Here is a 25743-nt window from a genome sequence, read left to right on the forward strand (position 1 = left end):
GCGCGCGATGAACGCGATGAAGAGAACCGCACAGGTCGCGGTCACCGCCGCTGTCGCGGCCTGTTTCTCCCTCGGTGCGATCGGCACCGCCACCGCAGCCGGCACCCTGGGGGACCCCTCCGCGGCGGACCGTGCGGCAGCCCGGCGCGCGGCCACGGCCCCCGCTACCGCCCAGACCCTGTCCCGTTTCTTCGCCCGCGACGGTGCCGTCACCCTGGCGGCGGCCGCACCCCGCGTCGAGGGCGAGACCGTCCCCGTCCACATACTCGCGCCCGACTTCGTGAGTGGAAAGCCGGGCGCCGCCGTCGCCCGCACCGAATTCCTGGCCACCAGGGCGGTCTCGTCGGACGGTCAGCAGGCCTCGCTGTGGACGGCCCGCCAGGGCAGGACGTGGCAGGTGGTCAACATCGCCACGGGCGACGACGAGTTCCGGTACACGCAGCTGGGCGCCCGGAAGCTCCCCGGCGGCACGGTGTTCCGCGAACCGCAGATCGACGCCTGGTACGTCGCCAAGGGCACGCGGGTGCTACCGCTCGACGCGGACGCGATACGGGCGGTGGGCAGCCGCGGCACCACGCTCGCCGCCTACGGGGCCCGGGTCCGGGCCGCGTACGCGGACAAGCTCCCCGGCTCTGCGTACGCGGAGAAGGGCGGCGCGGGCGGCTACGCCCCGGCTGCGGTGACACCGCATGACGACCCGGCGATCACGGCCGCCTCGGCGACGGCGGGCGCGGGTGCGCTCGCCGCGCTGGCCCTGATCGGTACGGCGGTCCGGCGCCGCCGAGCCTGACCGTCCGGGGCGCGTCCCCGGCCCCGGATCGGGGGCCGGGGCCGCGCCCCGAGACCACCGGCGCGCGTCCGCACTGTCACCGCCCGCCAGTAGGCTGGGCGACATGGCAGACCCCTCCAGCTACCGCCCCAAGCCGGGACAGATCCCCGACTCGCCGGGGGTCTACAGATTCCGCGACGAGCACCGCCGGGTGATCTACGTCGGGAAGGCAAAAAGCCTGCGCCAGCGGCTCGCCAACTACTTCCAGGACCTGGCGAGTCTGCACCCGCGCACCCGCACGATGGTCACCACGGCGGCCTCCGTCGAGTGGACCGTCGTCGCCACCGAGGTCGAGGCGCTCCAGCTGGAGTACTCCTGGATCAAGGAGTTCGACCCCCGGTTCAACGTCAAGTACCGGGACGACAAGAGCTATCCGTATCTCGCGGTCACCCTCAACGAGGACTTCCCGCGGGTCCAGGTCATGCGCGGCGCCAAGAAGAAGGGCGTGCGCTACTTCGGTCCCTACGGCCACGCCTGGGCCATCCGCGAGACCGTCGACCTGATGCTGCGCGTCTTTCCCGTACGCACCTGCTCCGCCGGGGTCTTGAAGAACCACCAGCAGAAGGGCCGCCCCTGCCTGCTCGGCTACATCGGCAAGTGTTCGGCACCCTGCGTGGGCCGGGTCACCCCCGAGGAGCACCGCGAACTGGCCGAGGAGTTCTGCGACTTCATGGCCGGCCGCACCGGCACCTACATCCGCCGTCTGGAGAAGCAGATGACGGCGGCGGCCGAGGAGATGGAGTACGAGAAGGCGGCCAGGCTGCGCGACGACATAGAAGCCCTCAGGCGGGCCCTGGAGAAGAACGCCGTCGTGCTCACGGACGCCACCGACGCCGATCTGATCGCCGTCGCCGAGGACGAGCTGGAAGCCGCCGTACAGATCTTCCACGTCCGCGGCGGCCGGGTGCGCGGCCAGCGCGGCTGGGTCACCGACAAGGTCGAGGCCGTCGACACCGCGGGCCTGGTCGAGCACGCGCTGCAGCAGCTGTACGGGGAGGAGAGCGGCGACGCCGTCCCCAAGGAGGTCCTCGTCCCCGCTCTCCCCGAGGACACCGACGCGGTCAGCCAGTGGCTGAGCGGCCGCCGCGGCTCGAACGTCTCGCTGCGCATCCCGCAGCGCGGCGACAAGAAGGCCCTCATGGAGACGGTCCAGCGCAATGCCCAGCAGGCACTCGGCCTGCACAAGACCAAGCGCGCCAGCGATCTCACCACCCGCTCCCGCGCCCTGGAGGAGATCGCCGAGGCCCTTGGCCTGGATTCCGCGCCGCTGCGGATCGAGTGCTTCGACATCTCGCATCTCCAGGGCGAGGACGTCGTGGCCTCCATGGTGGTCTTCGAGGACGGGCTTGCGCGCAAGAGCGAGTACCGCCGCTTCCAGATCAAGGGTCGGGTCGGAGACGCGCAAATCTGGCACGGCGAGGGTCAGGACGACGTCCGGTCCATGCACGAGGTGGTCGCCCGCCGCTTCAGGCGGTATCTCGCAGAAAAAGACAGGACGGGGGAGTGGATCGGCGAGGACGCCCCCGAGGACGACGGAAAGCCCAAGCGTTTCGCGTATCCGCCGCAGCTGGTCGTGGTCGACGGCGGACAGCCCCAGGTGGCTGCCGCCCAGCGCGCCCTCGACGAGCTCGGCATCGACGATGTCGCGGTCTGCGGGCTCGCCAAGCGCCTCGAAGAGGTCTGGCTGCCGCACGAAAACGACCCGGTGGTTCTGCCGCGCTCGAGCGAGGGGCTGTATCTCCTGCAGCGGGTGCGTGACACGGCTCACGACTTCGCCATCCGCTACCAGCGCTCCAAGCGGACCAAGCGCATCAGGACCAGCCCGCTGGACGCGGTCCCCGGCCTCGGCGAGACCCGTAAACAGGCGCTGATCAAACATTTCGGCTCGGTGAAGCGGCTCAAACAGGCGACAATCGAGCAGATCTGCGAGGTACCCGGCATGGGCCGCAAGACGGCTGAGTCCGTGGTCGTGGCCCTTGCCCAGGCGGCTCCGGCCGCCCCTGCCGTGAATACGGCAACAGGAGAGATCATTGAAGAGAACGACGGGGGAAGCACGAGATGACTGAGCACGACGGAGACGGAGCAGCAGACGTGAGTACGGGCACCACGATCGAGCCCGGCGGGGCCGCGGAGGCGGCCATCCCCGAGCTGGTGATCATCTCCGGAATGTCGGGCGCCGGGCGCAGCACGGCCGCGAAGTGTCTGGAGGACCTCGGCTGGTTCGTCGTCGACAACCTGCCGCCCGCGCTGATCCCCACCATGGTGGAGCTCGGAGCCCGCTCGCAGGGCAATGTCGCGCGGATCGCCGTCGTCGTCGACGTACGCGGCCGGCGGTTCTTCGACAACCTCCGGCAGTCCCTCGCCGACCTGGACACCAAGCAGGTCACGCGGCGGATCGTTTTCCTCGAGTCCTCCGACGAGGCGCTGGTCCGCCGCTTCGAGTCGGTCCGCCGCCCGCACCCGCTGCAGGGCGACGGCCGGATCGTCGACGGCATCGCGGCCGAGCGCGATCTGCTGCGCGAGCTGCGCGGCGACGCCGACCTGGTGATCGACACCTCCAGCCTCAACGTCCATGAGCTGCGCGCCAAGATGGACGCCCAGTTCGCGGGCGACGAGGAGCCGGAGCTGCGCGCCACGGTGATGTCGTTCGGCTTCAAGTACGGACTTCCCGTGGACGCGGACCTCGTGGTCGACATGCGTTTCCTGCCGAACCCGCACTGGGTGCCGGAGCTGCGCCCGTTCACCGGTCTCAACGAAGAGGTGTCGAACTACGTCTTCAACCAGCCCGGCGCCAAGGAGTTCCTCGACCGCTACACCGAGCTGCTCCAGCTGATCGCCGCGGGCTACCGTCGCGAGGGCAAGCGCTATGTGACCATCGCCGTCGGCTGCACCGGCGGTAAGCACCGCTCCGTCGCCACGTCCGAAAAGCTGGCCGCCAGGCTCTCCTCCGCCGGGGTCGAGACCGTCGTCGTCCACCGGGACATGGGGCGCGAGTGACCGAACGTAACCTCCGGCTGCGGCGGCTGCGCAGGTCCACCACGCACGCGCCGACAGGACGGAAACGCGGCGCGCAGCCCAAGGTCGTCGCGCTCGGCGGCGGCATGGGCCTGTCCGCGTCGCTCACGGCCCTGCGCCGTATCACCGGCGACCTGACCGCGGTGGTCACCGTCGCCGACGACGGCGGCTCCAGCGGCCGGCTCCGGGAGGAGCTCGGCGTGCTGCCGCCCGGCGATCTGCGCAAGGCTCTGGCCGCGCTGTGCGGTGACGACGACTGGGGCCAGACCTGGGCGCGAGTGATCCAGCACCGCTTCCAGTCCCATGGCGAGCTGCACGAGCACGCGGTCGGCAATCTGCTGATCGTCGCCCTGTGGGAGCAGCTCGGCGACCATGTGCAGGCCCTGGACCTGGTCGGCAAGCTGCTCGGCGCGCACGGCAGGGTGCTGCCGATGTCCGCCGTGCCACTGGAACTGCAGGCGCTGGTACGGGGCCACGACCCGGCGCGCCCGGACGAGGTGGACACGGTGCGCGGCCAGGCGACCGTGGCGCTCACCCCGGGTGAGGTGCAGTCCGTGCACCTGGTCCCGCACGACCCGCCCGCCGTCCCGGAGGCCGTCGCCGCCGTCCTGGACGCCGACTGGGTGGTGCTCGGCCCGGGTTCCTGGTTCTCCTCGGTGATCCCGCATCTGCTGGTGCCCGAGCTGCTCGACGCGCTGATCGAGACGAAGGCCCGCCGGGTCCTCTCGCTCAACCTCGCCCCCCAGCCCGGTGAAACAGAAGGCTTCTCACCGCAGCGTCATTTGGAGGTTTTGGGACGACACGCGCCTAAACTCGCCCTGGACGTGGTGCTGGCCGACGAGGCCGCCGTGCCCGACCGCGAGTCCCTCGCCGAAGCCGCAAAGCGGTTCGGCGCCGCGGTCGAGCTGGCCCCCGTAGCCGCGACCGACGGCGTTCCGAAGCACGACCCGGAGCTGTTGGCCGCCGCGTACGACCGTATTTTTCGGATGCATGGAAGGATCGGCCCATGGCGATGACGGCAGCGGTGAAGGACGAAATCTCCCGGCTTCCCGTCACCCGGACCTGCTGCAGAAAGGCAGAGGTCTCGGCGATCCTGCGGTTCGCGGGCGGCCTTCACCTGGTGAGCGGCCGCATCGTGATCGAGGCGGAGCTGGACACCGGAATCGCGGCGCGCCGGCTGAAGCGGGACATCCTGGAGATCTTCGGGCACGGCTCCGAGCTCATGGTGATGGCTCCCGGGGGACTGCGCCGGGGTTCGCGCTACGTCGTACGGGTGGTGGCGGGCGGTGACCAGCTGGCCCGCCAGACCGGTCTGGTCGACGGCCGGGGCCGCCCGATCCGGGGACTGCCGCCGCAGGTCGTCTCCGGCGCCACGTGTGACGCGGAGGCCGCCTGGCGCGGCGCGTTCCTGGCGCACGGCTCGCTGACCGAGCCGGGCCGCTCCTCCTCGCTGGAGGTGACCTGCCCGGGGCCGGAGGCCGCCCTCGCCCTGGTAGGCGCGGCCCGTCGGCTCTCGATCGCCGCCAAGGCCCGTGAGGTGCGGGGCGTGGACCGCGTGGTCGTGCGCGACGGTGACGCGATCGGCGCGCTGCTGACCCGGCTGGGCGCGCACGAGTCCGTACTGGCCTGGGAGGAGCGGCGGATGCGGCGCGAGGTGCGCGCCACCGCCAACCGCCTGGCCAACTTCGACGACGCCAATCTGCGTCGCTCGGCGCGCGCCGCGGTCGCCGCGGGCGCCCGGGTGCAGCGCGCGCTGGAGATCCTGGGCGAGGAGGTGCCCGAGCACCTCGCCGCGGCCGGCCGGCTGCGGATGGAGCACAAGCAGGCGTCCCTGGAAGAGTTGGGTGCGCTCGCCGACCCGCCGCTGACGAAGGACGCGGTCGCGGGCCGTATCCGCCGGCTGCTCGCGATGGCCGACAAGCGGGCCCAGGACCTCGGCATCCCCGGTACGGAATCCAATCTCACCGAGGAGATGGCCGACGGCCTCGTCGGCTGACACACCGTCACCCCCCCTTTCCACCGCTGCCGGTGTCCCACGGACACCGGCAGCAGCTTGTTGCACTCGTATGCCCGGCGTGGCTGTCTTGACATGACCATGGGGCGTGATGAGTCTGGCGTCTGTTCACTTTCCTGGCAGACACCAGCAAGGGGGGCTTATGAGACGCAGAGCGAGATCGATCCTCGCCGCTATTTCACTGCTGACAGCAGGACTGGCAGCCGTGCCGCTCGCCCAGGCGCAACCCGTCGGCGACGACGGACTCTCCGTATGGCACGCCCAAGTCACCAAGGCCCAGGTCCCGTTGATCCTCGCGGCGGGCGCCGACGGCCACGAACTGAGCGAACAGGTGCCCGACAAGGGCACCGCCACCGTCGAGCTCTACCTCACCAAGAAACAGGCCGGAGAACTGCGCGAGCAGGGCATCGGCATCACCGAGCACACAATTTCGGCCAAGGCTCAGAAGCGCGTGGCAGCCGCGGGCGACGGCGTCTTCCGCCCGTACAGCGGCGAGCAGGGCCTGCAGCGCGAGATCCTCGCCACCGCACAGGCCAACCCCGCCCTCACCAAGGTCGTCAGCATCGGCAAGACCCTCAAGGGGCAGGACATCCTTGCCCTCAAGGTCAGCAAGGGTGCCAAGAAGCACCGGGACGGCTCCAAGCCCGCAACGCTGTACATGTCCAACCAGCACGCCCGCGAGTGGATCACCCCGGAGATGACCCGGCGTCTGATGCACTACTACCTCGAGAACTACGGCAAGGACCCGCGGATCACCAAGATCGTGGACTCCGGCGAGCTGTGGTTCGTGCTCTCCGCGAACCCCGACGGGTACGACTACACCTTCACCGGCACCGCCGAGCGCCAGTGGCGCAAGAACCTCCACGACAACAACGGTGACGGGAAGATCGCCCCCGGCGACGGCGTCGACCTCAACCGCAACTTCACCTACAAGTGGGGTTACGACAACGAGGGCTCGTCCCCGGACCCGTTCGACGAGACCTATCGAGGGACCGCTCCGGCCTCCGAGCCCGAGACCCGGGCACTCGACGCCTTCGAGAAGCGCATCGGCTTCGAGTACGGCATCAACTACCACTCCGCCGCCGAACTGCTCCTCTACGGAGTCGGCTGGCAGGTCGCGACCCCGACCCCCGACGACGTCCTCTACAAGTCGCTTGCGGGTACGCCCGGCAACTCGGCGGTCCCCGGCTACCGCCCCCAGGTCTCCTCCGAGCTCTACACCACCAACGGCGAGGCCGACGGACACGCGGCCAACGTCAACGGCATGATGATGTACACACCGGAGATGTCGACCTGCGCAACCGCCTCCCGGGTCGACCCGGGCGACGCCTGGAACGCGGCCGACTGTGCCTCCATCTTCACCTTCCCCGACGACGAGAAGCTGATCCAGCAGGAGTTCGCCAAGAACATCCCGTTCGCGCTCTCCGTCGCCGAAACCTCCGCCCATCCCGACCAGCCGTCCTCCGCGCTCGGTCTGAAGGCCGCGGACTTCACCCCCGACCCCTTCGCCGTCTCCTACGCACGCGGGGGCGACCAGGAAGTCGCCGTCACCGCCCGCAAGTCCGTACGCGACAAGGAGCTCAAGTACCGCGTCAACGGCGGCACCGTCCACGACCAGACGCTGAGGCCCTTCAAGGGCGGTGAGACCTACGGCGGCGACGACAACATCCGCTTCGACGAGTACCGCGCCAAGGTCCAGGACGGCGACGTCGGCGACAAGGTCGAGGTCTGGTTCACCGGTGAGACCAGGGAGGGCAACCCCACCTCCAGCGAGCACTTCACCTACACGGTCGCCGAACGGCCGCGCGGGGACACGCTGGTGATCGCCGAAGAGGGCGGCACCACCCCGGCGAAGAACACCGCCGCCTACACCAAGGCACTCGCCGACAACGGCCGCAGGTCCGCGGTCTGGGACGTCGTCACCCAGGGCGCCCCGCACCGCCTCGGCGTGCTCAGCCACTTCAGGACGGCCCTCTGGTACACCGGCGCGGCCGCACCTTCCTGGGCCACCACCCAGGCCGTACGGGAGTTCGTCAACGAGGGCGGCAAGCTCATCACCACCGGTGAACGGGCCGGTGGCAACGCCAACCTCGGCGGTGCGCTGAGCGACGACTTCGCCCAGTACTACCTCGGCGCGTCCGGCCGCGCCTCGCTGGCCGGAGTGAACAACTTCCTCGGTACGGGAGGGCTTGTCGGCGCATCCGCAGGGCTGGCCGGTGCGCCGGACAATCCGCTGGACGCGGCGGGTGCGTACACGATCACCTCGGACACGCTGCCGCCCGCGCAGTTCCCGCAGTTCCGCAGCAAGGCGGCGGGCGACTACCCGGGTGTCCGGATGCCCTTCTCGCCGTACGAGGGCCAGTGGTACGCGGCAGCCTCGCACAGCAACGGCTCCTGGATGCGGCTGTCCCGTCCGCTCGACCTGACCGCCGTGGGGGCAGCCGACAAGCCCGCCCTGAACCTGCGGATCAGTTTCAACACCGAGCCCGGCTACGACAACGCGGTCTTCGAGGTCCACACCGTGGGCCAGGACGACTGGACCACGCTGCCGGACGCCAACGGCGGCACGCGCACCACGGTGCCGACCCAGTGCGACGAGGGCTTCTACGTCAACCAGCACCCGTTCCTGCGGCACTACCTCACCGTCGGCTCCAGCGCCTGCACCCCGAGCGGCACCAGCGGCAGCTGGAACTCGTTCACCGGCGCATCCGACGGCTGGAAGGCCGCCTCGTTCGATCTGAGCGCGTATGCGGGCAAGCAGATCGAGGTCTCCGTCTCGTACATCACCGACCCCGGTGACGGTGGCCGCGGCATCTTCGTGGACGACACCAAGCTGGTCGTCGGCGGTGCCGAGCTGGGCGCCGAGGGCTTCGAGACCTCGCTGGGGCCCTGGACGGCGTCCGGTCCGCCGGACGGCAGCCCGGCGCTGCGCGGAAACTGGGCCCGCAGCCAGGACCTGTTCCCGTCCGCGGGCGCGATCACCACGCGGAACACCGTGCTCATCGGCTTCGGCCTGGAGCATGTGCCCGGCGCGGGGGACCGCAAGCAGTTGATCGGAAAGGCGCTCGGCGCCCTGCGACGCTGACGCTGAGTAGTCGGGATCTTGCTCCCGGCCGACGGTTCCGGCGGCCCGCGCACCCTACTGGGGGGTACGGGCCGCCGTGCCACGCACACGCCCTCTCGATGTCACCGAAGCGCCTCCAGGGGGGTAGGGTCGTAGGCGGTCGGGGACATCCCATACAGCTCGCCGGCGTCGAAACCCGGCGTACCAACGAGGAGATCGGTTCGTGACGATCCGCGTAGGCATCAACGGCTTTGGCCGCATCGGTCGTAACTACTTCCGCGCGCTGCTGGAGCAGGGTGCAGACATCGAGATCGTGGCTGTCAACGACCTGGGTGACACTGCGACCACGGCCCACCTGCTGAAGTACGACACCATCCTCGGCCGCCTGAAGGCCGAGGTGACCCACACCGCCGACACGATCACTGTCGACGGCCACACCATCAAGGTGCTCTCCGAGCGCAACCCCGCCGACATTCCGTGGGGCGAGCTGGGCGTCGACATCGTCATCGAGTCGACCGGCATCTTCACCAAGAAGGCCGACGCCGAGAAGCACATCGCGGGCGGCGCCAAGAAGGTCCTCATCTCGGCTCCGGCCAAGGACGAGGACATCACCATCGTGATGGGCGTCAACCAGGACAAGTACGACGCGGCCAACCACCACGTCATCTCCAATGCCTCCTGCACCACGAACTGTGTGGCGCCGATGGCCAAGGTTCTCCTGGAGAACTTCGGCATCGTCAAGGGCCTGATGACCACGGTCCACGCGTACACGAACGACCAGCGCATCCTGGACTTCCCGCACTCGGATCTGCGTCGCGCCCGCGCCGCCGCCGAGAACATCATCCCGACCACCACCGGTGCCGCGAAGGCCACCGCGCTGGTCATCCCGGAGCTGGCGGGCAAGCTCGACGGCATCGCGATGCGCGTCCCGGTTCCCACCGGATCCGTGACCGACCTGGTCATCGAGCTCGAGCGCGAGGTCACCAAGGACGAGGTCAACACCGCGTTCCAGAAGGCCGCCGAGGGTCAGCTCAAGGGCATCCTGGACTACACCGAGGACCAGATCGTCTCCTCGGACATCGTCAACTGGCCCGCCTCCTGCACCTTCGACTCCTCCCTGACCATGGTCCAGGGCAAGAACGTCAAGGTCATCGGCTGGTACGACAACGAGTGGGGCTACTCCAACCGCCTCGTCGACCTCACGGTCTTCGTCGGCGGCCAGCTCTGATCTGCAACGAGAGCACCACGATGTAAGCGGCAGGGCTCGGGCAGCGCAACGCAGCGCGGTTCGAGCCCTGTGGCACGTCCCAGCCCCTCTGAGGAGCCGTTATTCCATGAAGACGATCGATCAACTTCTTGCCGAAGGGGTCGCCGGCAAGCGGGTATTCGTCCGCGCCGACCTCAATGTGCCGCTCGACGGCACGGCCATCACCGACGACGGCCGTATTCGCGCCGTCCAGCCGACGATCGCCAAGCTCGCCGAGGCGGGCGCGCGCGTCGTCGTCGCGTCCCACCTGGGCCGCCCCAAGGGCGCCCCGGAGCCGGCGTTCTCGCTCGCCCCGGTGGCCGGGCGGCTCGGCGAACTGCTCGGCGCCGAGGTCGCCTTCGCGACCGACACCGTGGGTGAGTCCGCCAAGGCCGTCGTCGCGGGCCTCGCCGACGGCCAGGTGGCCGTCATCGAGAACCTCCGCTTCAACGCCGGCGAGACCAGCAAGGACGACGCCGAGCGCGGCGCCTTCGCCGACCAGCTCGCCCAGCTCGCCGATCTGTACGTCGGCGACGGCTTCGGGGCCGTGCACCGCAAGCACGCCTCGGTGTTCGACCTCCCGGCCCGCCTGCCGCACGCCGCCGGCTACCTCATCGCCACCGAGGTCGCGGTCCTGAAGCAGCTCACCGAGGAGGTCAAGCGTCCGTACGTCGTCGTACTCGGCGGCGCCAAGGTCTCCGACAAGCTCGGTGTCATCGACGAGCTGCTGGGCAAGGCCGACCGCATCCTCATCGGCGGCGGCATGGCCTACACCTTCCTCAAGGCCAAGGGGTACGAGGTCGGTATCTCCCTCCTTCAGGAGGACCAGGTCCCGACCGTCACCGAGTACATGGAGCGCGCCGAGAAGAACGGCGTCGAGCTGATCCTGCCGGTCGACGTGCTGGCCGCGGGCGAGTTCCCCGACCTGAAGACCAAGGCCCCGGCCGACTTCATCACGGTCGACGCGGACAAGATCCCCGCCGACAAGGAGGGCCTGGACATCGGCCCGAAGTCGCGCGAACTGTTCGCCGCCAAGATCGCCGACGCCGAGACCGTCTTCTGGAACGGCCCGGTCGGCGTCTTCGAGCACCCCGACTACGCCGGGGGCACCAAGGCGGTCGCCCAGGCGCTGCTCGACGGCAACGGCTTCACCGTCGTCGGCGGCGGCGACTCGGCCGCCGCCGTCCGCACGCTCGGCTTCGACGAGAACGCATTCGGCCACATTTCCACCGGCGGTGGCGCCAGCCTCGAGTACCTCGAGGGCAAGACGCTCCCCGGCCTCGCCGCACTGGAGGACTGAACACCGTGAGTGACCGTATCCCGCTGATGGCGGGCAACTGGAAGATGAACCTCAACCACCTCGAGGCCATCGCCCATGTCCAGAAGCTCGCCTTCGCCCTGGCGGACAAGGACTACGAGGCCGTGGAGGTCGCCGTCCTGCCGCCCTTCACCGACCTGCGGTCCGTGCAGACCCTGGTCGACGGCGACAAGCTCAAGATCAAGTACGGTGCCCAGGACCTCTCGGCGCGCGACTCCGGTGCGTACACCGGCGAGATCTCGGGCTCGATGCTGGCCAAGCTGAAGTGCACCTATGTCGCCGTGGGCCACTCCGAGCGCCGGCAGTACCACGCCGAGACGGACGAGATCTGCAATGCCAAGGTGAAGGCCGCGTACAAGCACGGCCTGACCCCGATCCTCTGCATCGGCGAGGGCCTGGACATCCGCAAGGCCGGACAGCAGGTCGAGTACACGCTCGCGCAGCTCGACGGCGGCCTCAAGGACATCCCGGCCGAGCAGGCCGAGTCCATCGTGATCGCCTACGAGCCGGTCTGGGCCATCGGCACCGGCGAGGTCGCGACCCCCGGGGATGCCCAGGAGGTCTGCGGTGCGATCCGCGGGCGTCTTGCCGAGCTGTACTCGCAGGAGCTGGCCGACAAGGTCCGCATCCAGTACGGCGGCTCGGTGAAGGCCAACAACGTCGCCTCGATCATGGCACAGCCCGATGTGGACGGGGCGCTGGTGGGCGGTGCGTCGCTGGACGCCGACGAGTTCGTCAAGATCGTCCGGTTCCGCGACCAGTGAGTATGCGGTAGGGCAGATCCGTCGTACCCTTGCGGGGGCCGAGGCTCAGAGCCCGGCCCCCGTCGTCCATATCAGTCCTAGGAAGTTGGTCCAGCCGTGATTGTCGGGTTCTCGATTGCCCTGATCGTCTTCAGCCTGCTGATGATGCTGCTGGTGCTGATGCACAAGGGGAAGGGCGGCGGCCTCTCCGACATGTTCGGTGGCGGAATGCAGTCCTCTGTGGGCGGCTCGTCGGTCGCCGAGCGCAACCTCGACCGGATCACCGTGGTGGTCGGTCTGCTGTGGTTTGCGTGCATTGTCGTACTTGGTCTGCTGCTGAAGCTGGACAGCTGACCCAAGCCTTCCCCGTCCCGGGCTGGGGTGTAACTCCAATCACTGGACGAGCGTTGGGCCTTACGTAGACTGGGGCACCGCGGCGCAGCCGCTGTGAGACGCTGTGCAGCACCATCACGCAGGGAGTTACGACCGTGGCAAGTGGCAACGCGATCCGGGGAAGCCGGGTCGGAGCGGGGCCGATGGGTGAGGCCGAGCGGGGCGAGTCCGCGCCGCGCCTGCGCATCTCCTTCTGGTGCTCGAACGGGCACGAGACGCAGCCGAGCTTCGCCAGTGACGCACAGGTCCCGGACAACTGGGACTGCCCGCGCTGCGGCTTCCCGGCCGGTCAGGATCGGGACAATCCACCGGACCCGCCGCGCACGGAGCCGTACAAGACGCATCTCGCCTACGTGCGCGAGCGGCGCAGCGACGCGGACGGCGAAGCGATTCTCGCCGAGGCGCTTGCCAAACTGCGGGGCGAGATCTAGAAGTTGTGGTCCGGCCGGACACCCGAGGGTGCACGGCCGGATTTTTTCTTTGACGGTCAATGCCTCCTCGACCGGCTTACTCGGCTTTCCGTGGCCCCTTTACGGTCGCCGTCGTCCCGAAGCGCAGCGCGGATTCTTCATGCCGGCAGTCGCGTCCCCCACCCCGCTGATCAATTAGGTTGGGAACCGCAGCGGGGCACGCAGGCAGGTACGAGAAGAAGTGGGCTGATGTCCGAGATGAACGCAGAAGGACGTACCAGGCTCAACCGGACGCCGGAATGGATCGCTCTCGGCAAGCACCGTGAGCAGCTGGGACAGACGCATCTGCGGGAGCTGTTCGCGGCCGGTGAGGACCGCGGCAGGGCGTACACCCTCCAGGTCGGCGATCTCCACCTGGACTACTCCAAGCATCTGGTGACCGACGAGACGCTGGCGCTGCTGCGCGAGCTGGCCGTGGCCACCGACGTTGCCGGGCTGCGGGACGCGATGTTCCGCGGCGAGAAGATCAACACCACCGAGGACCGGGCCGTCCTGCACACGGCGCTGCGCGCGCCGCGGGACGCCGTGATCGAGGTGGACGGCGAGAACGTGGTGCCGGCGGTGCACGCGGTGCTCGACAGGATGAGCGCCTTCTCCGACCGGATCAGGTCCGACGGGTGGACCGGCCACACCGGCAAGCGCATCCGCAACGTCGTCAACATCGGCATCGGCGGCTCCGACCTGGGCCCGGCCATGGCGTACGAGGCGCTGCGCGCCTACACCGCGCGCGATCTGACGTTCCGTTTCGTCTCGAACGTCGACGGGGCCGATCTGCACGAAGCCGTACGGGACTTGGACCCGGCCGAGACGCTGTTCGTCATCGCCTCCAAGACCTTCACCACCATCGAGACCATCACCAACGCCACCTCGGCACGCGACTGGCTGCTCACCGGGCTGGGGGCCGGCCAGGAGGCCGTCGCCAAGCACTTCGTGGCGCTGTCCACGAACGCCGAGAAGGTCGCCGACTTCGGCATCGACACGGCGAACATGTTCGAGTTCTGGGACTGGGTCGGCGGGAGGTACTCGTACGACTCCGCGATCGGGCTCTCGCTGATGATCGCGATCGGCCCGGACCGCTTCCGGGAGATGCTGGACGGCTTCCATCTGATCGACGAGCACTTCCGTACCGCCCCGGCGGAGGCCAACGCGCCGATGCTGCTCGGCCTGATCGGGCTCTGGTACAACGAGTTCTTCGACGCGCAGTCGCATGCCGTGCTGCCGTACTCCCACTATCTGAGCAAGTTCACCGCCTATCTCCAGCAGCTCGACATGGAGTCCAACGGCAAGTCCGTGGACCGCGAGGGCAACCGGGTGGACTGGCAGACGGGTCCCGTCGTCTGGGGCACGCCGGGCACCAACGGGCAGCACGCGTATTACCAGTTGATTCACCAGGGCACCAGGTTCATCCCGGCGGACTTCATCGGATTCGCCAAGCCCGTCGAGGATCTGTCGCCGGGCCTGGCCGACCAGCACGATCTGCTGATGGCCAACTTCTTCGCGCAGACGCAGGCGCTCGCCTTCGGCAAGACGCCTCAGGAGGTGCGGGCGGAGGGCGTGCCCGAGGAGCTGGTGGCGCACAAGACGTTCCAGGGCAACCACCCGACGACCACGATTCTCGCCAACGAGCTGACCCCGTCCGTGCTGGGCCAGTTGGTCGCGCTGTACGAGCACAAGGTGTTCGTCCAGGGGGCCGTCTGGAACATCGACTCCTTCGACCAGTGGGGAGTCGAGCTCGGCAAGGTGCTCGCCAAGAAGATCGAGCCGGTACTGACGGCCGGGACAGGTGGTGAGCAGCTGGACAGCTCGACCGCGACGCTGGTGGACACATACCGCACGCTGCGCGGTCGTTGAGCCGATGACGGGGGAGCGCGGGGAGGGCGCGGTGCGGCTGAGGCCGCCCAATCAGGCGCTGAACGAGCGGGTCGTCGGCTGGTGGCGGGTCCAGTTGCTGCTGACGACCGCTGTCCCGGTGGCAGTCGTGGCCGTGCTGGGCGCGCTCCTTGCGCCCGCGCGCCCATGGCTGCTGACCATTGCCGGAGCGCTGGCGGTGCTGGGTCTGGCCGGCACCGCCTTCCTCCCCGCGTGGTGGTTCAGGCTGCACCGCTGGGAGGTCACGGACGAAGCGGTCTATGTCCGCACGGGGGCGTTCCGGCAGGAGTGGCGGATCGCGCCCATGTCCCGGATCCAGACGGTGGACACGGTGCGCGGACCGCTGGAGCAGGCGTTCCGGCTCGCCACGGTGACCGTCACGACCGCCTCGTCCAAGGGCGCGATCAGGATCGAGGGGCTCGACCATGAGCTCGCCGCGGAGCTGGCGGAGCGGCTGACCCGGATAACCCGGGCGACGCCCGGGGACGCGACATGAGCGAGCCCGGCGGGGCGCCCGGGGTGCCTGCGCCCCGCGAGGCGGCCGCGGCCAAGTGGCGGCGGCTGGACCGGCGTACGGTCCTCGTCAGCGCGTGCGTGATGGCGGGCGTCGCCGCCGGCGCCGCGCTGCCCGCCGCCCTCGGCCTCGCGGGCGGCATGCCGCTGTGGCAGGCATTCGGCTGGGTGCTGGCCGGAGCCGTGCTGCTGATCGCGTCCGGCAGCGTCGCGGACTACGTACGGTGGCGCAGGACCCGCTACCGTATCGGCCCCGAGCGCGCCGAACTTCATACCGGACTGCTGCTGGTCAAACGCCGTTCGCTGGCCCGCGAACGGATCCGCAGCGTCGACCTGTCCGCAAATCCGCTGCTGCGGATACTCGGTCTGGTCAAGGTGCGCATCGGCACCGGCGAGCACACCGGCGGGGAGTCCACGCTGGAGCTCGACGCGGTCAGCAAGGCGGAGGGCGAGCGGCTGCGTACGGAGTTGCTCGCCCGGACGGCGACCGCTGCCGGCCCCCACCGGGAGGGCGTGCTCGCCGCCCTCGACCCCTCCTGGATCCGCTACGCACCGGTCTCGTTCGTGGCCCCGCTCCTCGGCGGCACGGCCGTCGGTGGCGTGCTGCAGGTCAGCGAGTGGTTCGGGGCGCAGGGCAAGGTCATCGACTGGGTGCGGGACCGCTTCCAGGACACTTCCCTCGCCTGGATGGCCGTGGTGCTCGTGGTCGCGGCCGTGGCCGCGGGTGTCGTCGGTGCGCTCGGCCTCTGGATCGAGATGTGGTGGAACTACCGCCTGGAGCGGGAGCCGGGCGGCACACTCCGGGTGCGGCGAGGCCTGTTCACCGCGCGCTCGATATCCATAGAGGAGCGCCGGCTGCGTGGAGTGGAACTCGTCGAGCCGCTCGGCATCAGACTCTTCGGCGCCGTCCGCCTCGACGCGGTCGCCACCGGCCTCACCGACGACGAGCAGGACGAGCACGCCGACCTCAAGGTGCTGCTGCCACCCGCCCCGCGTGCGGTGGCGGACGAGGTGGCCGCACAGGTGCTGCGAGAGCCCGTCTCTCCGACGAACGCGGCCCGTCTGACCGCCCACCCCGCGGCCGCCCGCACCCGGCGCCTGCGCTGGGCACTCGCCTCGGCGCTGCTGCCCCTGCTGACGCTGGCGGCTCTGGGCGCCTGGCTCACGCCCGTGCTGCTGTACATCGCGGGTGTCTGCGCGGTCGTGGCCCTTCCGGCCGCGGTCATCCTCGCCCTGGACGCGTACCGCAGCCTGGGCCACGGCATCAGCGGCGGCTACCTCCTGGCCCGCTCCGGCACGGTCCGGCGCGCGACGGTCGCGCTCCAGCGCGGCGGTGTCATCGGCTGGACGGTGAAGCAGTCGGTCTTCCAGCGTCCCGCCGGAGTCCTGACCCTGACGGCGACGACGGCAGCGGGAGCGGGGGCGTACTCGGTGTACGACGCGGCGGAGAGTGAGGGGCTGGAGTTCGCGTCGGAGGCGGTGCCGGGGCTGCTGGAACCGTTCCTCGTACGGGAGCACCTGGCGACGGGATGCGGTGCGGCCGAGGGCGGCGCGACAATCCCCGTATGACCGCATCCGGGTACTCGGGCACTCCCCTGGCCAAGAAGATCGGCGTCAAACCCGGTCAGCGCGTGGTGCTCAGGCACCGGCCCCCGGGCTGGGCGATCCCCGATCTGCCCGAGGGGGTCACGGTGTGGGAGCGTGGCTCGCGGGACGGCGATGTGACGCTTGCGTTCTACCGCACGCACGGCGATCTGGCGGCCGAGGCGGCGACGCTGGTCGAGGGTCTGGCGGACCGGGCGATGCTCTGGATCGCGTGGCCGCGGAAGGCTGGGGGCCACGAGAGCGACATCACCGAGAACGGGTTGCGGGAGTTGTTTCTGCCGCTGGGGGTGGTGGATGTGAAGGTGGCGGCGCTGGGGGAGGACTGGTCCGGTCTGAAGTTCGTCCGCCGCCTGGAGAACCGGGCGGGCTGAACGCCTGCGGCGGGGCCTTCCCCACCCCGCCCTCCCCCTACGGCCTGGCGGCCGTGGGAGACCCCCATCCCGTAACTGGGGGCAAGCCCCCGGACCCCTGCGCGCCTGCTTCGCGGCGCGGACTCCGGGCTTCGCCCCGGACCCCGGACGCCCATCGGGCGTGTCCTCCATCGCCGGACGGGCTTGATTGTTCGGCCGGAACTTCAAGCTCGGCCGGGCAAATTCAGCCCCGTGGGGGTCCCCCCGGACGAAGTCTGGGGGAGATTGAGGCGCGGGGCTCGGGGCGAAGCCCCGAATCAAGCCTGCCCCGCGATTGAGGCACAGGTCCCCCACGCCTGCCAGGGCGCAGGGGGTCCGGGGTCCCAGCCCCCGGTTACGGGACGGCCGGGGCGGGGCCGTCAGGGCGACGCAGGCGGGTACAGGCCCCTCGGGAGTTGGGACGCCGCCGCCGCGTCCAGGAGCCACAGCGTCCGGCTCCGGCCATACGCCCCCGCCGCCGGGGCCTGGACCTCGCCCGCCCCCGACAGAGCTATCGCCACCGCTTTCGCCTTGTCCTCGCCCGCCGCCAGCAGCCATACCTCGCGTGCCGCCCGGATCGCCGGGAGGGTCAGGGAGACACGGGTCGGCGGGGGCTTGGGGGCGCCGTGGACGCCGACCACCGTGCGGGACGATTCGCGAACCGCGGGGAGCTCGGGGAACAGTGATGCCACATGTGTGTCCGGGCCGACGCCCAGCATCAGCACATCGAACGTCGGCACCGGACCGTGGTCCTCCGGCCCTGCCGCCGCGGCGAGTTCGGCGGCGTACGCAGCGGCCGCGGCGTCCGCGTCGTTGCCGTACGAACCGTCCGACGCGGGCATCGCATGCACCCGCGCCGGGTCCACCGGCACGCTGTCCAGCAGGGCCTCGCGGGCCTGCGTGACATTGCGCTCCGGGTCGCCCTCCGGCAGGAACCGCTCGTCTCCCCACCACAGGTCGAGCCGCGGCCAGTCGATCGCGTCCCGGGCCGGGGAGGCTCCGAGCGCGCCCAGCAGGGCGTTGCCGTTGCGGCCGCCCGTCAGGACCACCGACGCCGAGCCGCGCGCGGCCTGGGCGTCCACGATCTTCGTGATCAGCCGGGCCGCCGCGGCCTGCGCCATCAACTCCTTGTCGCGGTGGACGACGAGCTGTGGCGCACTCACTTCGATGCCGCCTTCTTGGCCGGGGTGGCCTTCTTGGCGGGGGAAGCCTTCGGCGCGGACTTCGCATCGGCCTCGGACGCATCCGCAGCCGACGAGTCCCCGTCGGCCAGCCGGTCCACGCCGAACCGCAGCGCCGATGCGTATGTGTCGTCCGGGTCCAGCCGCCGCAGCTCCTCCGCGATCAGCTCGGACGTCTCACGCCGCTTCAGCGCCACCGCCCGGTCCGGCTGCCCCTGGATGGACAGCGTCGCCAGTGAGCCGTCCGCCCGGTCCAGCCCGATCGGCCCGCTGTTGGTCGCCAACCGCACCGCGGTGAGGCCGGGACCGGACGAGGGCGACCGCTTCACGGGCACATGCAGCCGGTCCGCCAGCCACATCGCGAGCAGCTCGCAGCTCGGGTTGAACTCTTCGCCCTCCACCTCGACCGATGTGACCTTGCAGTCGACCTGGTCCAGGGCTGCCGCGAGCATCGAGCGCCACGGCGTGATCCGGGTCCAGGCCAGGTCGGTGTCGCCCGGCGTGTAGGTCTCGGCGCGCGCCGTCAGCTCGTGCACCGGCTGCTCGGAGGCGTACGTGTCCGTCACGCGGCGCTGTGCCAGCGCGCCCAGCGGGTCGTTGGCCGGGTCGGTCGGCGCGTTCACCGGCCACCAGACCACGACGGGCGCGTCCGGCAGCAGCAGCGGCAGGACCACCGACTGGGCGTGGTTGATGACCTCGCCGTACAGCCGCAGTACGACCGTCTCGCCGGTGCCGGCGTCCGCGCCGACCCGTACCTCGGCGTCCAGGCGTGGCTTCGCGCGGTCGCGCGGGGAGCGCGAGACCCGCTTGATGACGACCAGCTTGCGCGAAGGGTGCTCACGCGACGCCTCGTTGGCCGCCTTCAGCGCGTCGTAGGCGTTCTCCTCGTCGGTGACGATGACCAGGGTGAGCACCATGCCGACGGCCGGCGTGCCGATCGCCCGCCGCCCCTGCACCAGTGCCTTGTTGATCTTGCTGGAGGTGGTGTCCGTAAGGTCGATCTTCATGGCCGACGCCAGCTCCGTCCGTCTCGTGCGAGCATTTCGTCCGCCTCGACCGGCCCCCACGTACCGGCCGGGTACTGCGCGGGCTTGCCGTGCTTGTCCCAGAACTGCTCGATCGGGTCGAGGATCTTCCAGGACAGCTCGACCTCCGTCAGCCTCGGGAAGAGGTTGGAGTCGCCGAGCAGGACGTCGAGGATCAGCCGCTCGTAGGCCTCGGGGCTGGACTCCGTGAAGGACTCGCCGTACGCGAAGTCCATCGAGACGTCCCGGACCTCCATCGAGGTGCCCGGCACCTTCGAGCCGAACCGCAGCGTCACGCCCTCGTCCGGCTGGACCCGGATGACCAGGGCGTTCTGCCCGAGTTCCTCGGTGGCCGTGTGGTCGAAGGGGGAGTGCGGGGCGCGCTGGAAGATGACTGCGATCTCGGTGACCCGGCGGCCGAGCCGCTTGCCGGTACGGAGATAGAACGGGACGCCCGCCCAGCGGCGGTTGTCGATCTCCAGCTTTATAGCGGCGTACGTGTCGGTCTTCGACTGGGCGTCGATGCCGTCTTCCTGGAGATAGCCGACGACCTGCTCGCCGCCCTGCCAGCCCGAGGCATACTGCGCGCGCACCGTGCCGGCGGCCAGGTTCTTGGGCAGCTTCACCGCGCCCAGCACCTTGGTCTTCTCGGCCGCGAGCGCGTCCGCCTCGAAGGAGGCGGGCTCCTCCATCGCCGTCAGCGCGAGCAGCTGGAGGAGGTGGTTCTGGATGACGTCACGGGCGGCGCCGATGCCGTCGTAGTAGCCGGCCCGGCCGCCGATGCCGATGTCCTCGGCCATGGTGATCTGCACATGGTCCACGTACGACCGGTTCCAGATCGGCTCGAACAGCGTGTTCGCGAAGCGCAGCGCCAGAATGTTCTGGACCGTCTCCTTGCCCAGGTAGTGGTCGATCCGGAAGACCTCGTTGGCCGGGAAGACGTCGTGCACCACCTGGTTGAGCTCCATGGCGGAGGCCAGGTCGTGGCCGAAGGGCTTCTCGATGACCGCGCGGCGCCAGGAGCCCTTCTGCTCGGCCAGTCCGTGCTTCTTGAGCTGCTTGACGACCTTGGGGAAGAACTTCGGCGGTACGGACAGATAGAAGGCGAAGTTGCCTCCGGTGCCCTGCACCTCGTCCAGCTCCGCGATCGTCTTCTTCAGCGTCTCGAAGGCGTCGTCGTCGTCGAAGTCGCCCTGGACGAAGCGCATCCCCTGGATGAGCTGCTGCCAGACCTCTTCGCGGAACGGTGTACGGGCATGGGCCTTGACGGCGTCGTGGACCTCCTGCGCGAAGTCCTCGTGCTGCCACTCGCGGCGGGCGAAGCCGACGAGCGAGAAGCCCGGCGGCAGCAGGCCGCGATTGGCCAGGTCATAGATGGCAGGCATCAACTTTTTACGGGACAAATCGCCCGTGACACCGAAAATGACCAGGCCCGACGGCCCCGCGATACGCGGGAGCCGTCGGTCTGCGGGGTCACGCAGCGGATTGCTGCTTGGCAGTGTTCAGCCCTCCGAAGGAGCGAGGCGCTCGAGCTCGGCCTCGGTCGACTTGAGCAGGTCGTTCCAGGCCGCCTCGAACTTCTCGACGCCCTCGTCCTCGAGCAGCTGTACCACCTCGTCGTAGGAGATACCGAGCTTCTCCACGGCGGCGAGTTCGGCGCGGGCCTGCTCGTACCTGCCGCGCACGGTGTCACCGGAGATCCCACCGTGGTCGGCGGTGGCCTCGAGCGTGGCCTCCGGCATGGTGTTGACCGTGCCGGGCGCGACGAGCTCGTCGACGTACAGCGTGTCCTTGTACGCCGGGTCCTTGACGCCCGTCGAGGCCCACAGCGGACGCTGCTTGTTGGCCTGCGCCTTGTCCAGCGCGGCCCAGCGGTCGGAGGAGAAGACCTCCTCGTACGCCTCGTACGCCAGCCGGGCGTTGGCGACGGCCGCCTTGCCGCGGGCCTCCTTGGCCTCGGGCGTGCCCAGGGCGTCCAGACGCTTGTCGATCTCGGTGTCCACGCGGGACACGAAGAAGGACGCCACGGACTGGATCTTGGAGAGGTCCAGGCCGGCGGCCTTCGCCTTCTCCAGACCGGCCAGGTAGGCGTCCATGACCTCGCGGTAGCGCTGCAGCGAGAAGATCAGCGTGACATTGACGCTGATGCCCTTGCCGATGACCTCGGTGATCGCCGGCAGGCCGGCCCTGGTCGCCGGGATCTTGATCAGCGTGTTCGGGCGGTCCACCAGCCAGGCGAGCTGCTTGGCCTCGGCGATGGTCGCCGGGGTGTTGTGCGCCAGGCGCGGGTCCACCTCGATGGAGACCCGGCCGTCCTGGCCGCCGGTGGCGTCGAAGACCGGCCGCAGGATGTCGGCGGCGTCGCGGACGTCCGCCGTCGTGATCATCCGTACGGCTTCCTCGACGGTCACCTTGCGCACGGCGAGGTCGGCGAGCTGCTGCTCGTAACCGTCACCGGACGAGATCGCCTTCTGGAAGATCGAAGGGTTGGTGGTGACGCCCACGACGTGCTGCTGGTCGATGAGTTCGGCGAGATTGCCGGACGTGATCCGCTTGCGGGACAGGTCGTCGAGCCAGATCGCGACGCCTTCGTCGGAGAGGCGCTTGAGTGCGTCTGTCATGAGAATTGCATCTCCTACTAGTCGTATACCGGCGTCAGCGCGCGGCGGCTTCAAGAGATTCCCGCGCGGCGGCGGCCACGTTCTCGGCAGTGAAGCCGAACTCGCGGAAGAGGACCTTGCCGTCGGCCGAAGCGCCGAAGTGCTCCAGCGAAACGATGCGGCCCGCGTCGCCGACGAAACGGTGCCAGGTCAGACCGATACCGGCCTCGACCGCCACCCGTGCCTTGACGGCGGGCGGCAGCACGGAGTCCCGGTACCCCTGGTCCTGCTCCTCGAACCACTCGACGGAGGGCATCGAGACGACCCGGGTCGGGATGCCCGCGGCCTGCAACTGCTCGCGCGCCTCGACGGCGAGGTGTACCTCGGAGCCGGTGCCGATCAGCACGACCTGCGGCTCGCCGCCCTCGGCGTCGAACAGGACGTAACCGCCCTTGGCCGCATCCTCGTTGCGCTCGTACGTCGGCACACCCTGGCGGGTCAGCGCCAGGCCGTGCGGGGCGCCCACACCGAACTTCTTGGTGTAGCGCTTCAGGATCTCGCGCCAGGCGATCGCGGTCTCGTTCGCGTCGGCCGGGCGGACGATGTTCAGGCCCGGGATGGCGCGCAGCGAGGCCAGGTGCTCCACCGGCTGGTGGGTCGGGCCGTCCTCGCCGAGACCGATCGAGTCGTGCGTCCAGACGTACGTCACCGGAAGGTGCATCAGCGCCGAGAGCCGCACCGCGTTGCGCATGTAGTCGGAGAACACCAGGAAGGTGCCGCCGTAGATGCGGGTGTTGCCGTGCAGCGCGATGCCGTTCATGGACGCGGCCATCGCGTGCTCACGGATGCCGAAGTGGATCGTGCGGCCGTACGGGTCGGCCCCCGGCAGCGGGTTGCCCTTGGGCAGGAACGACGAGGTCTTGTCGATCGTGGTGTTGTTCGAGCCCGCGAGGTCGGCGGAACCGCCCCACAGCTCGGGAATGACCGCGCCCAGCGCCTGAAGGATCTTGCCGGAGGCGGCGCGGGTGGCGACGCTCTTGCCGGTCTCGAACTCCGGCAGCTGGTCCTCCCAGCCCGCGGGCAGCTCGGTCGAGCGGATCCGGTCGAACTCGGCCGCGCGCTCCGGGCTGGCGGTGCGCCAGGCGGCGAACGTCTTCTCCCACTCGCCCTTGGCCTCGCGGCCGCGGTCGAGCGCCTCACGCGTGTGCGCGAGAACCTCGTCGGAGACCTCGAAGGACTTCTCCGGGTCGAAGCCGAGAACGCGCTTGGTGGCCGCGACCTCCTCGTCGCCGAGCGCCGAGCCGTGCGCGGCCTCGGTGTTCTGCGCGTGCGGGGCGGGCCAGGCGATGATCGAGCGGGCCGCGATGAAGGAGGGGCGCTCGGTCTCGGCCTGCGCCGCCTTCAGGGCCCGGTAGAGCCCGGCCGGGTCGAGGTCGCCGTTGGGCAGCTGCTCGACGCGCTGGACGTGCCAGCCGTACGCCTCGTAACGCTTGAGGGTGTCCTCCGAGACAGCCGTCTCGGTGTCGCCCTCGATGGAGATGTGGTTGTCGTCCCACAGCATCACCAGGTTGCCCAGCTTCTGGTGCCCGGCAAGCGAGGAGGCCTCGGCGGAGATGCCCTCCTGGAGGCAGCCGTCACCGGCGATGACCCAGATGGTGTGGTCGAACGGGGAGGTGCCCGTGGGCGCGTCCGGGTCGAACAGGCCGCGCTCGTAGCGGGACGCCATGGCCATGCCCACGGCGTTGGCGACACCCTGGCCGAGTGGCCCGGTCGTCGTCTCGACGCCCGCGGTGTGCCCGTACTCCGGGTGGCCGGGGGTCTTCGAGCCCCAGGTCCTGAAGGCCTTGAGGTCGTCGAGCTCCAGGCCGTACCCGGCCAGGTAGAGCTGGATGTAGAGCGTCAGCGACGAGTGGCCCGCGGACAGCACGAACCGGTCGCGGCCGGTCCAGTCCGGGTCGGCGGGGTCGTGCTTCATCAGCTTCTGGAACAGGACGTACGCGGCGGGCGCGAGGCTCATGGCCGTACCGGGGTGGCCGTTGCCGACCTTCTGTACGGAATCCATGGCCAGGACGCGGACGGTGTCAACAGCCCGCTGGTCCAGATCGGTCCACTCGAGGTCTGTGGTGGTCGGCTTGGTGCTCACCCTGTGTCAGGGCTCCTCTCCACATGTTCGTGTCCCGGTGACGACGGAAGCACCGGGCGTTGTCGAGCCTACCCCCGGAGCAATGGGCAGCTTTTCGAGTGTTCGCCATTCAAAACACCGGACACAGCCAGGGTGCCGTCCCGGCCGGATCTCCGCCTGTCGGCGATGTATACGCGCGCCGTGCGGCGACGGCTCAACACGAGCCCACCCCCGCGAAGATCGGTGTCTGGGCAACGTCTAGAGTGGCGTGGTACGCGCAAGTCTTTACCGGGTCTTCACTCCCGGAGCTTGCTGGGATTTCTCTGTCAGGGGTGTGCGTGACGGCCGTCGAGTCCCGACCCGCAGGGGTCGTCTTGACTCCCAGCCCGGGGGGCCATCGGCCGTTCGGGGCCCGCGTCAAGGCATTCGTTGCGCTGACCAAGCCGCGGATCATCGAGCTGCTGCTGATCACCACCGTCCCGGTGATGTTCCTCGCCGCCCAGGATGTGCCCGACCTCTGGCTCGTGCTGACCACGTGCGTCGGCGGTTACCTCTCCGCGGGCGGCGCCAACGCCCTCAACATGTACATCGACCGCGACATCGACGCCCTGATGGACCGCACCTCGCAGCGCCCTCTGGTCACCGGGATGGTCTCCCCGCGCGAGGGCCTGGTCTTCGGCCTTGTCCTCGCGGTCGTCTCCACCCTCTGGTTCGGTCTGCTGGTCAACTGGCTGTCGGCCGCACTGTCGCTGGGCGCCCTGCTGTTCTACGTCATCGTCTACACGATGATCCTCAAGCGCCGCACCGCGCAGAACATCGTCTGGGGCGGCATCGCCGGCTGTATGCCGGTGCTGATCGGCTGGTCCGCCGTCACCGACTCGATGTCGTGGGCCGCGGTCATCCTCTTCCTGGTCATCTTCTTCTGGACGCCGCCGCACTACTGGCCGCTGTCGATGAAGGTCAAGGAGGACTACGCGCGCGTGGGCGTCCCGATGCTCCCCGTCGTCGCCTCCAACCGGGTCGTGGCCCGCCAGATCGTCCTCTACAGCTGGGTGATGGTCGCGGTCTCCCTGCTGCTGACGCCGCTCGGCTACACCGGCTGGTTCTACACCGCGGTGGCGCTGGTGACGGGCGGCTGGTGGCTGTGGGAGGCGCACTCCCTGCAGAACCGCGCGAAGAGCGGGGTGACGGGCGGCAAGCTCAAGGAGATGCGGCTCTTCCACTGGTCCATCACCTATGTCTCGCTGCTCTTCGTGGCGGTCGCGGTGGACCCCTTCCTGCGGTAGCACTTTCTCCGGTCCTCGATCGAGGTCCGGGCGGAGCTTCAGTGGCTCACGCCACGCAGCC

At 69.6% G+C, this 25743-nt stretch carries 21 protein-coding genes; 16 read left to right on the top strand and 5 right to left on the bottom strand.

Annotation, left to right across the window (positions count from 1 at the left end):
* The first annotated feature begins 7 nt into the window (after nt 1-7).
* The 15 genes from ACI2LP_RS21430 to ACI2LP_RS21500 all read left to right on the top strand — a co-directional run bounded on the left by ACI2LP_RS21430 (nt 8) and on the right by ACI2LP_RS21500 (nt 17450).
* Complete coding sequence (locus ACI2LP_RS21430; RefSeq protein ID WP_404726074.1) at nt 8-790, top strand: hypothetical protein; 783 nt, start codon at nt 8-10, stop codon at nt 788-790.
* 103 nt (nt 791-893) lie between these two features.
* Nucleotides 894-2891: an excinuclease ABC subunit UvrC gene (gene uvrC / locus ACI2LP_RS21435; protein ID WP_404726075.1), complete on the top strand. Its 1998-nt coding sequence runs from the start codon at nt 894-896 to the stop codon at nt 2889-2891.
* Nucleotides 2888-3826: an RNase adapter RapZ gene (gene rapZ / locus ACI2LP_RS21440; protein ID WP_404726076.1), complete on the top strand. Its 939-nt coding sequence runs from the start codon at nt 2888-2890 to the stop codon at nt 3824-3826. The genes uvrC and rapZ overlap by 4 nt, the downstream gene beginning before the upstream one ends.
* Nucleotides 3823-4860, top strand: a complete 1038-nt coding sequence (gene yvcK, locus ACI2LP_RS21445) for a uridine diphosphate-N-acetylglucosamine-binding protein YvcK (protein WP_404726077.1) — start codon at nt 3823-3825, stop codon at nt 4858-4860. Before rapZ ends, yvcK begins: the two co-directional genes overlap by 4 nt.
* Nucleotides 4851-5840, top strand: a complete 990-nt coding sequence (gene whiA / locus ACI2LP_RS21450) for a DNA-binding protein WhiA (RefSeq protein ID WP_360873779.1) — start codon at nt 4851-4853, stop codon at nt 5838-5840. Before yvcK ends, whiA begins: the two co-directional genes overlap by 10 nt.
* Before the next feature lie 160 nt (nt 5841-6000).
* Complete coding sequence (locus ACI2LP_RS21455; RefSeq protein WP_404726078.1) at nt 6001-8943, top strand: M14 family zinc carboxypeptidase; 2943 nt, start codon at nt 6001-6003, stop codon at nt 8941-8943.
* Between the two features lie 202 nt (nt 8944-9145).
* On the top strand, nt 9146-10150 hold the full coding sequence (gap, locus tag ACI2LP_RS21460; protein ID WP_404726079.1) for a type I glyceraldehyde-3-phosphate dehydrogenase: 1005 nt from the start codon (nt 9146-9148) through the stop codon (nt 10148-10150).
* Between the two features lie 106 nt (nt 10151-10256).
* Nucleotides 10257-11468: a phosphoglycerate kinase gene (locus tag ACI2LP_RS21465; RefSeq protein ID WP_404726080.1), complete on the top strand. Its 1212-nt coding sequence runs from the start codon at nt 10257-10259 to the stop codon at nt 11466-11468.
* A gap of 5 nt (nt 11469-11473) precedes the next feature.
* Entirely contained in the window at nt 11474-12250 is a 777-nt protein-coding gene (gene tpiA, locus ACI2LP_RS21470) for a triose-phosphate isomerase (protein WP_404726081.1), read from the top strand.
* Between the two features lie 96 nt (nt 12251-12346).
* Nucleotides 12347-12583 (top strand): preprotein translocase subunit SecG, encoded by a 237-nt coding sequence (secG, locus tag ACI2LP_RS21475; RefSeq protein WP_404726082.1) that lies wholly within the window; start codon nt 12347-12349, stop codon nt 12581-12583.
* A 134-nt stretch (nt 12584-12717) separates the two neighbouring features.
* Nucleotides 12718-13053, top strand: coding sequence for an RNA polymerase-binding protein RbpA (locus ACI2LP_RS21480; RefSeq protein WP_078947476.1), 336 nt, complete (start codon nt 12718-12720; stop codon nt 13051-13053).
* Nucleotides 13054-13290: 237 nt separating this feature from the next.
* The gene (pgi, locus tag ACI2LP_RS21485; RefSeq protein WP_404726221.1) at nt 13291-14943 is read left to right on the top strand and encodes a glucose-6-phosphate isomerase; all 1653 of its coding nucleotides are present in this window, start codon (nt 13291-13293) and stop codon (nt 14941-14943) included.
* Nucleotides 14944-14947: 4 nt separating this feature from the next.
* Complete coding sequence (locus ACI2LP_RS21490) at nt 14948-15457, top strand: PH domain-containing protein (protein ID WP_404726083.1); 510 nt, start codon at nt 14948-14950, stop codon at nt 15455-15457.
* Nucleotides 15454-17043, top strand: coding sequence for a PH domain-containing protein (locus ACI2LP_RS21495; RefSeq protein WP_404726084.1), 1590 nt, complete (start codon nt 15454-15456; stop codon nt 17041-17043). The genes ACI2LP_RS21490 and ACI2LP_RS21495 overlap by 4 nt, the downstream gene beginning before the upstream one ends.
* Nucleotides 17040-17450, top strand: coding sequence for a DUF3052 domain-containing protein (locus tag ACI2LP_RS21500; protein WP_404726085.1), 411 nt, complete (start codon nt 17040-17042; stop codon nt 17448-17450). The genes ACI2LP_RS21495 and ACI2LP_RS21500 overlap by 4 nt, the downstream gene beginning before the upstream one ends.
* Before the next feature lie 398 nt (nt 17451-17848).
* Here ACI2LP_RS21500 and pgl read toward each other — a convergent pair whose 3' ends face one another.
* From pgl to tkt, 5 genes are read right to left on the bottom strand one after another with little or no spacing between them, the layout of a single operon-like run.
* A complete protein-coding gene (gene pgl / locus ACI2LP_RS21505) occupies nt 17849-18631 on the bottom strand; it encodes a 6-phosphogluconolactonase (protein WP_404726086.1) in 783 nt (260 codons plus the stop codon).
* Nucleotides 18628-19656, bottom strand: coding sequence for a glucose-6-phosphate dehydrogenase assembly protein OpcA (gene opcA / locus ACI2LP_RS21510; RefSeq protein WP_404726087.1), 1029 nt, complete (start codon nt 19654-19656; stop codon nt 18628-18630). The genes pgl and opcA overlap by 4 nt, the downstream gene beginning before the upstream one ends.
* A complete protein-coding gene (gene zwf, locus ACI2LP_RS21515; RefSeq protein ID WP_404726222.1) occupies nt 19653-21173 on the bottom strand; it encodes a glucose-6-phosphate dehydrogenase in 1521 nt (506 codons plus the stop codon). Before zwf ends, opcA begins: the two co-directional genes overlap by 4 nt.
* A 3-nt stretch (nt 21174-21176) precedes the next feature.
* Entirely contained in the window at nt 21177-22295 is a 1119-nt protein-coding gene (gene tal, locus ACI2LP_RS21520) for a transaldolase (protein ID WP_404726088.1), read from the bottom strand.
* Between the two features lie 34 nt (nt 22296-22329).
* On the bottom strand, nt 22330-24417 hold the full coding sequence (tkt, locus tag ACI2LP_RS21525; protein WP_404726089.1) for a transketolase: 2088 nt from the start codon (nt 24415-24417) through the stop codon (nt 22330-22332).
* A gap of 317 nt (nt 24418-24734) precedes the next feature.
* On the opposite strand from tkt, the gene ACI2LP_RS21530 reads away from it, so the two are divergent.
* A complete protein-coding gene (locus ACI2LP_RS21530; protein WP_404726090.1) occupies nt 24735-25682 on the top strand; it encodes a heme o synthase in 948 nt (315 codons plus the stop codon).
* The last annotated feature ends 61 nt before the right edge of the window (nt 25683-25743 follow it).

It is taken from the genome of Streptomyces sp. NPDC019890 (assembly GCF_044903445.1).
Lineage (GTDB): Bacteria > Actinomycetota > Actinomycetes > Streptomycetales > Streptomycetaceae > Streptomyces.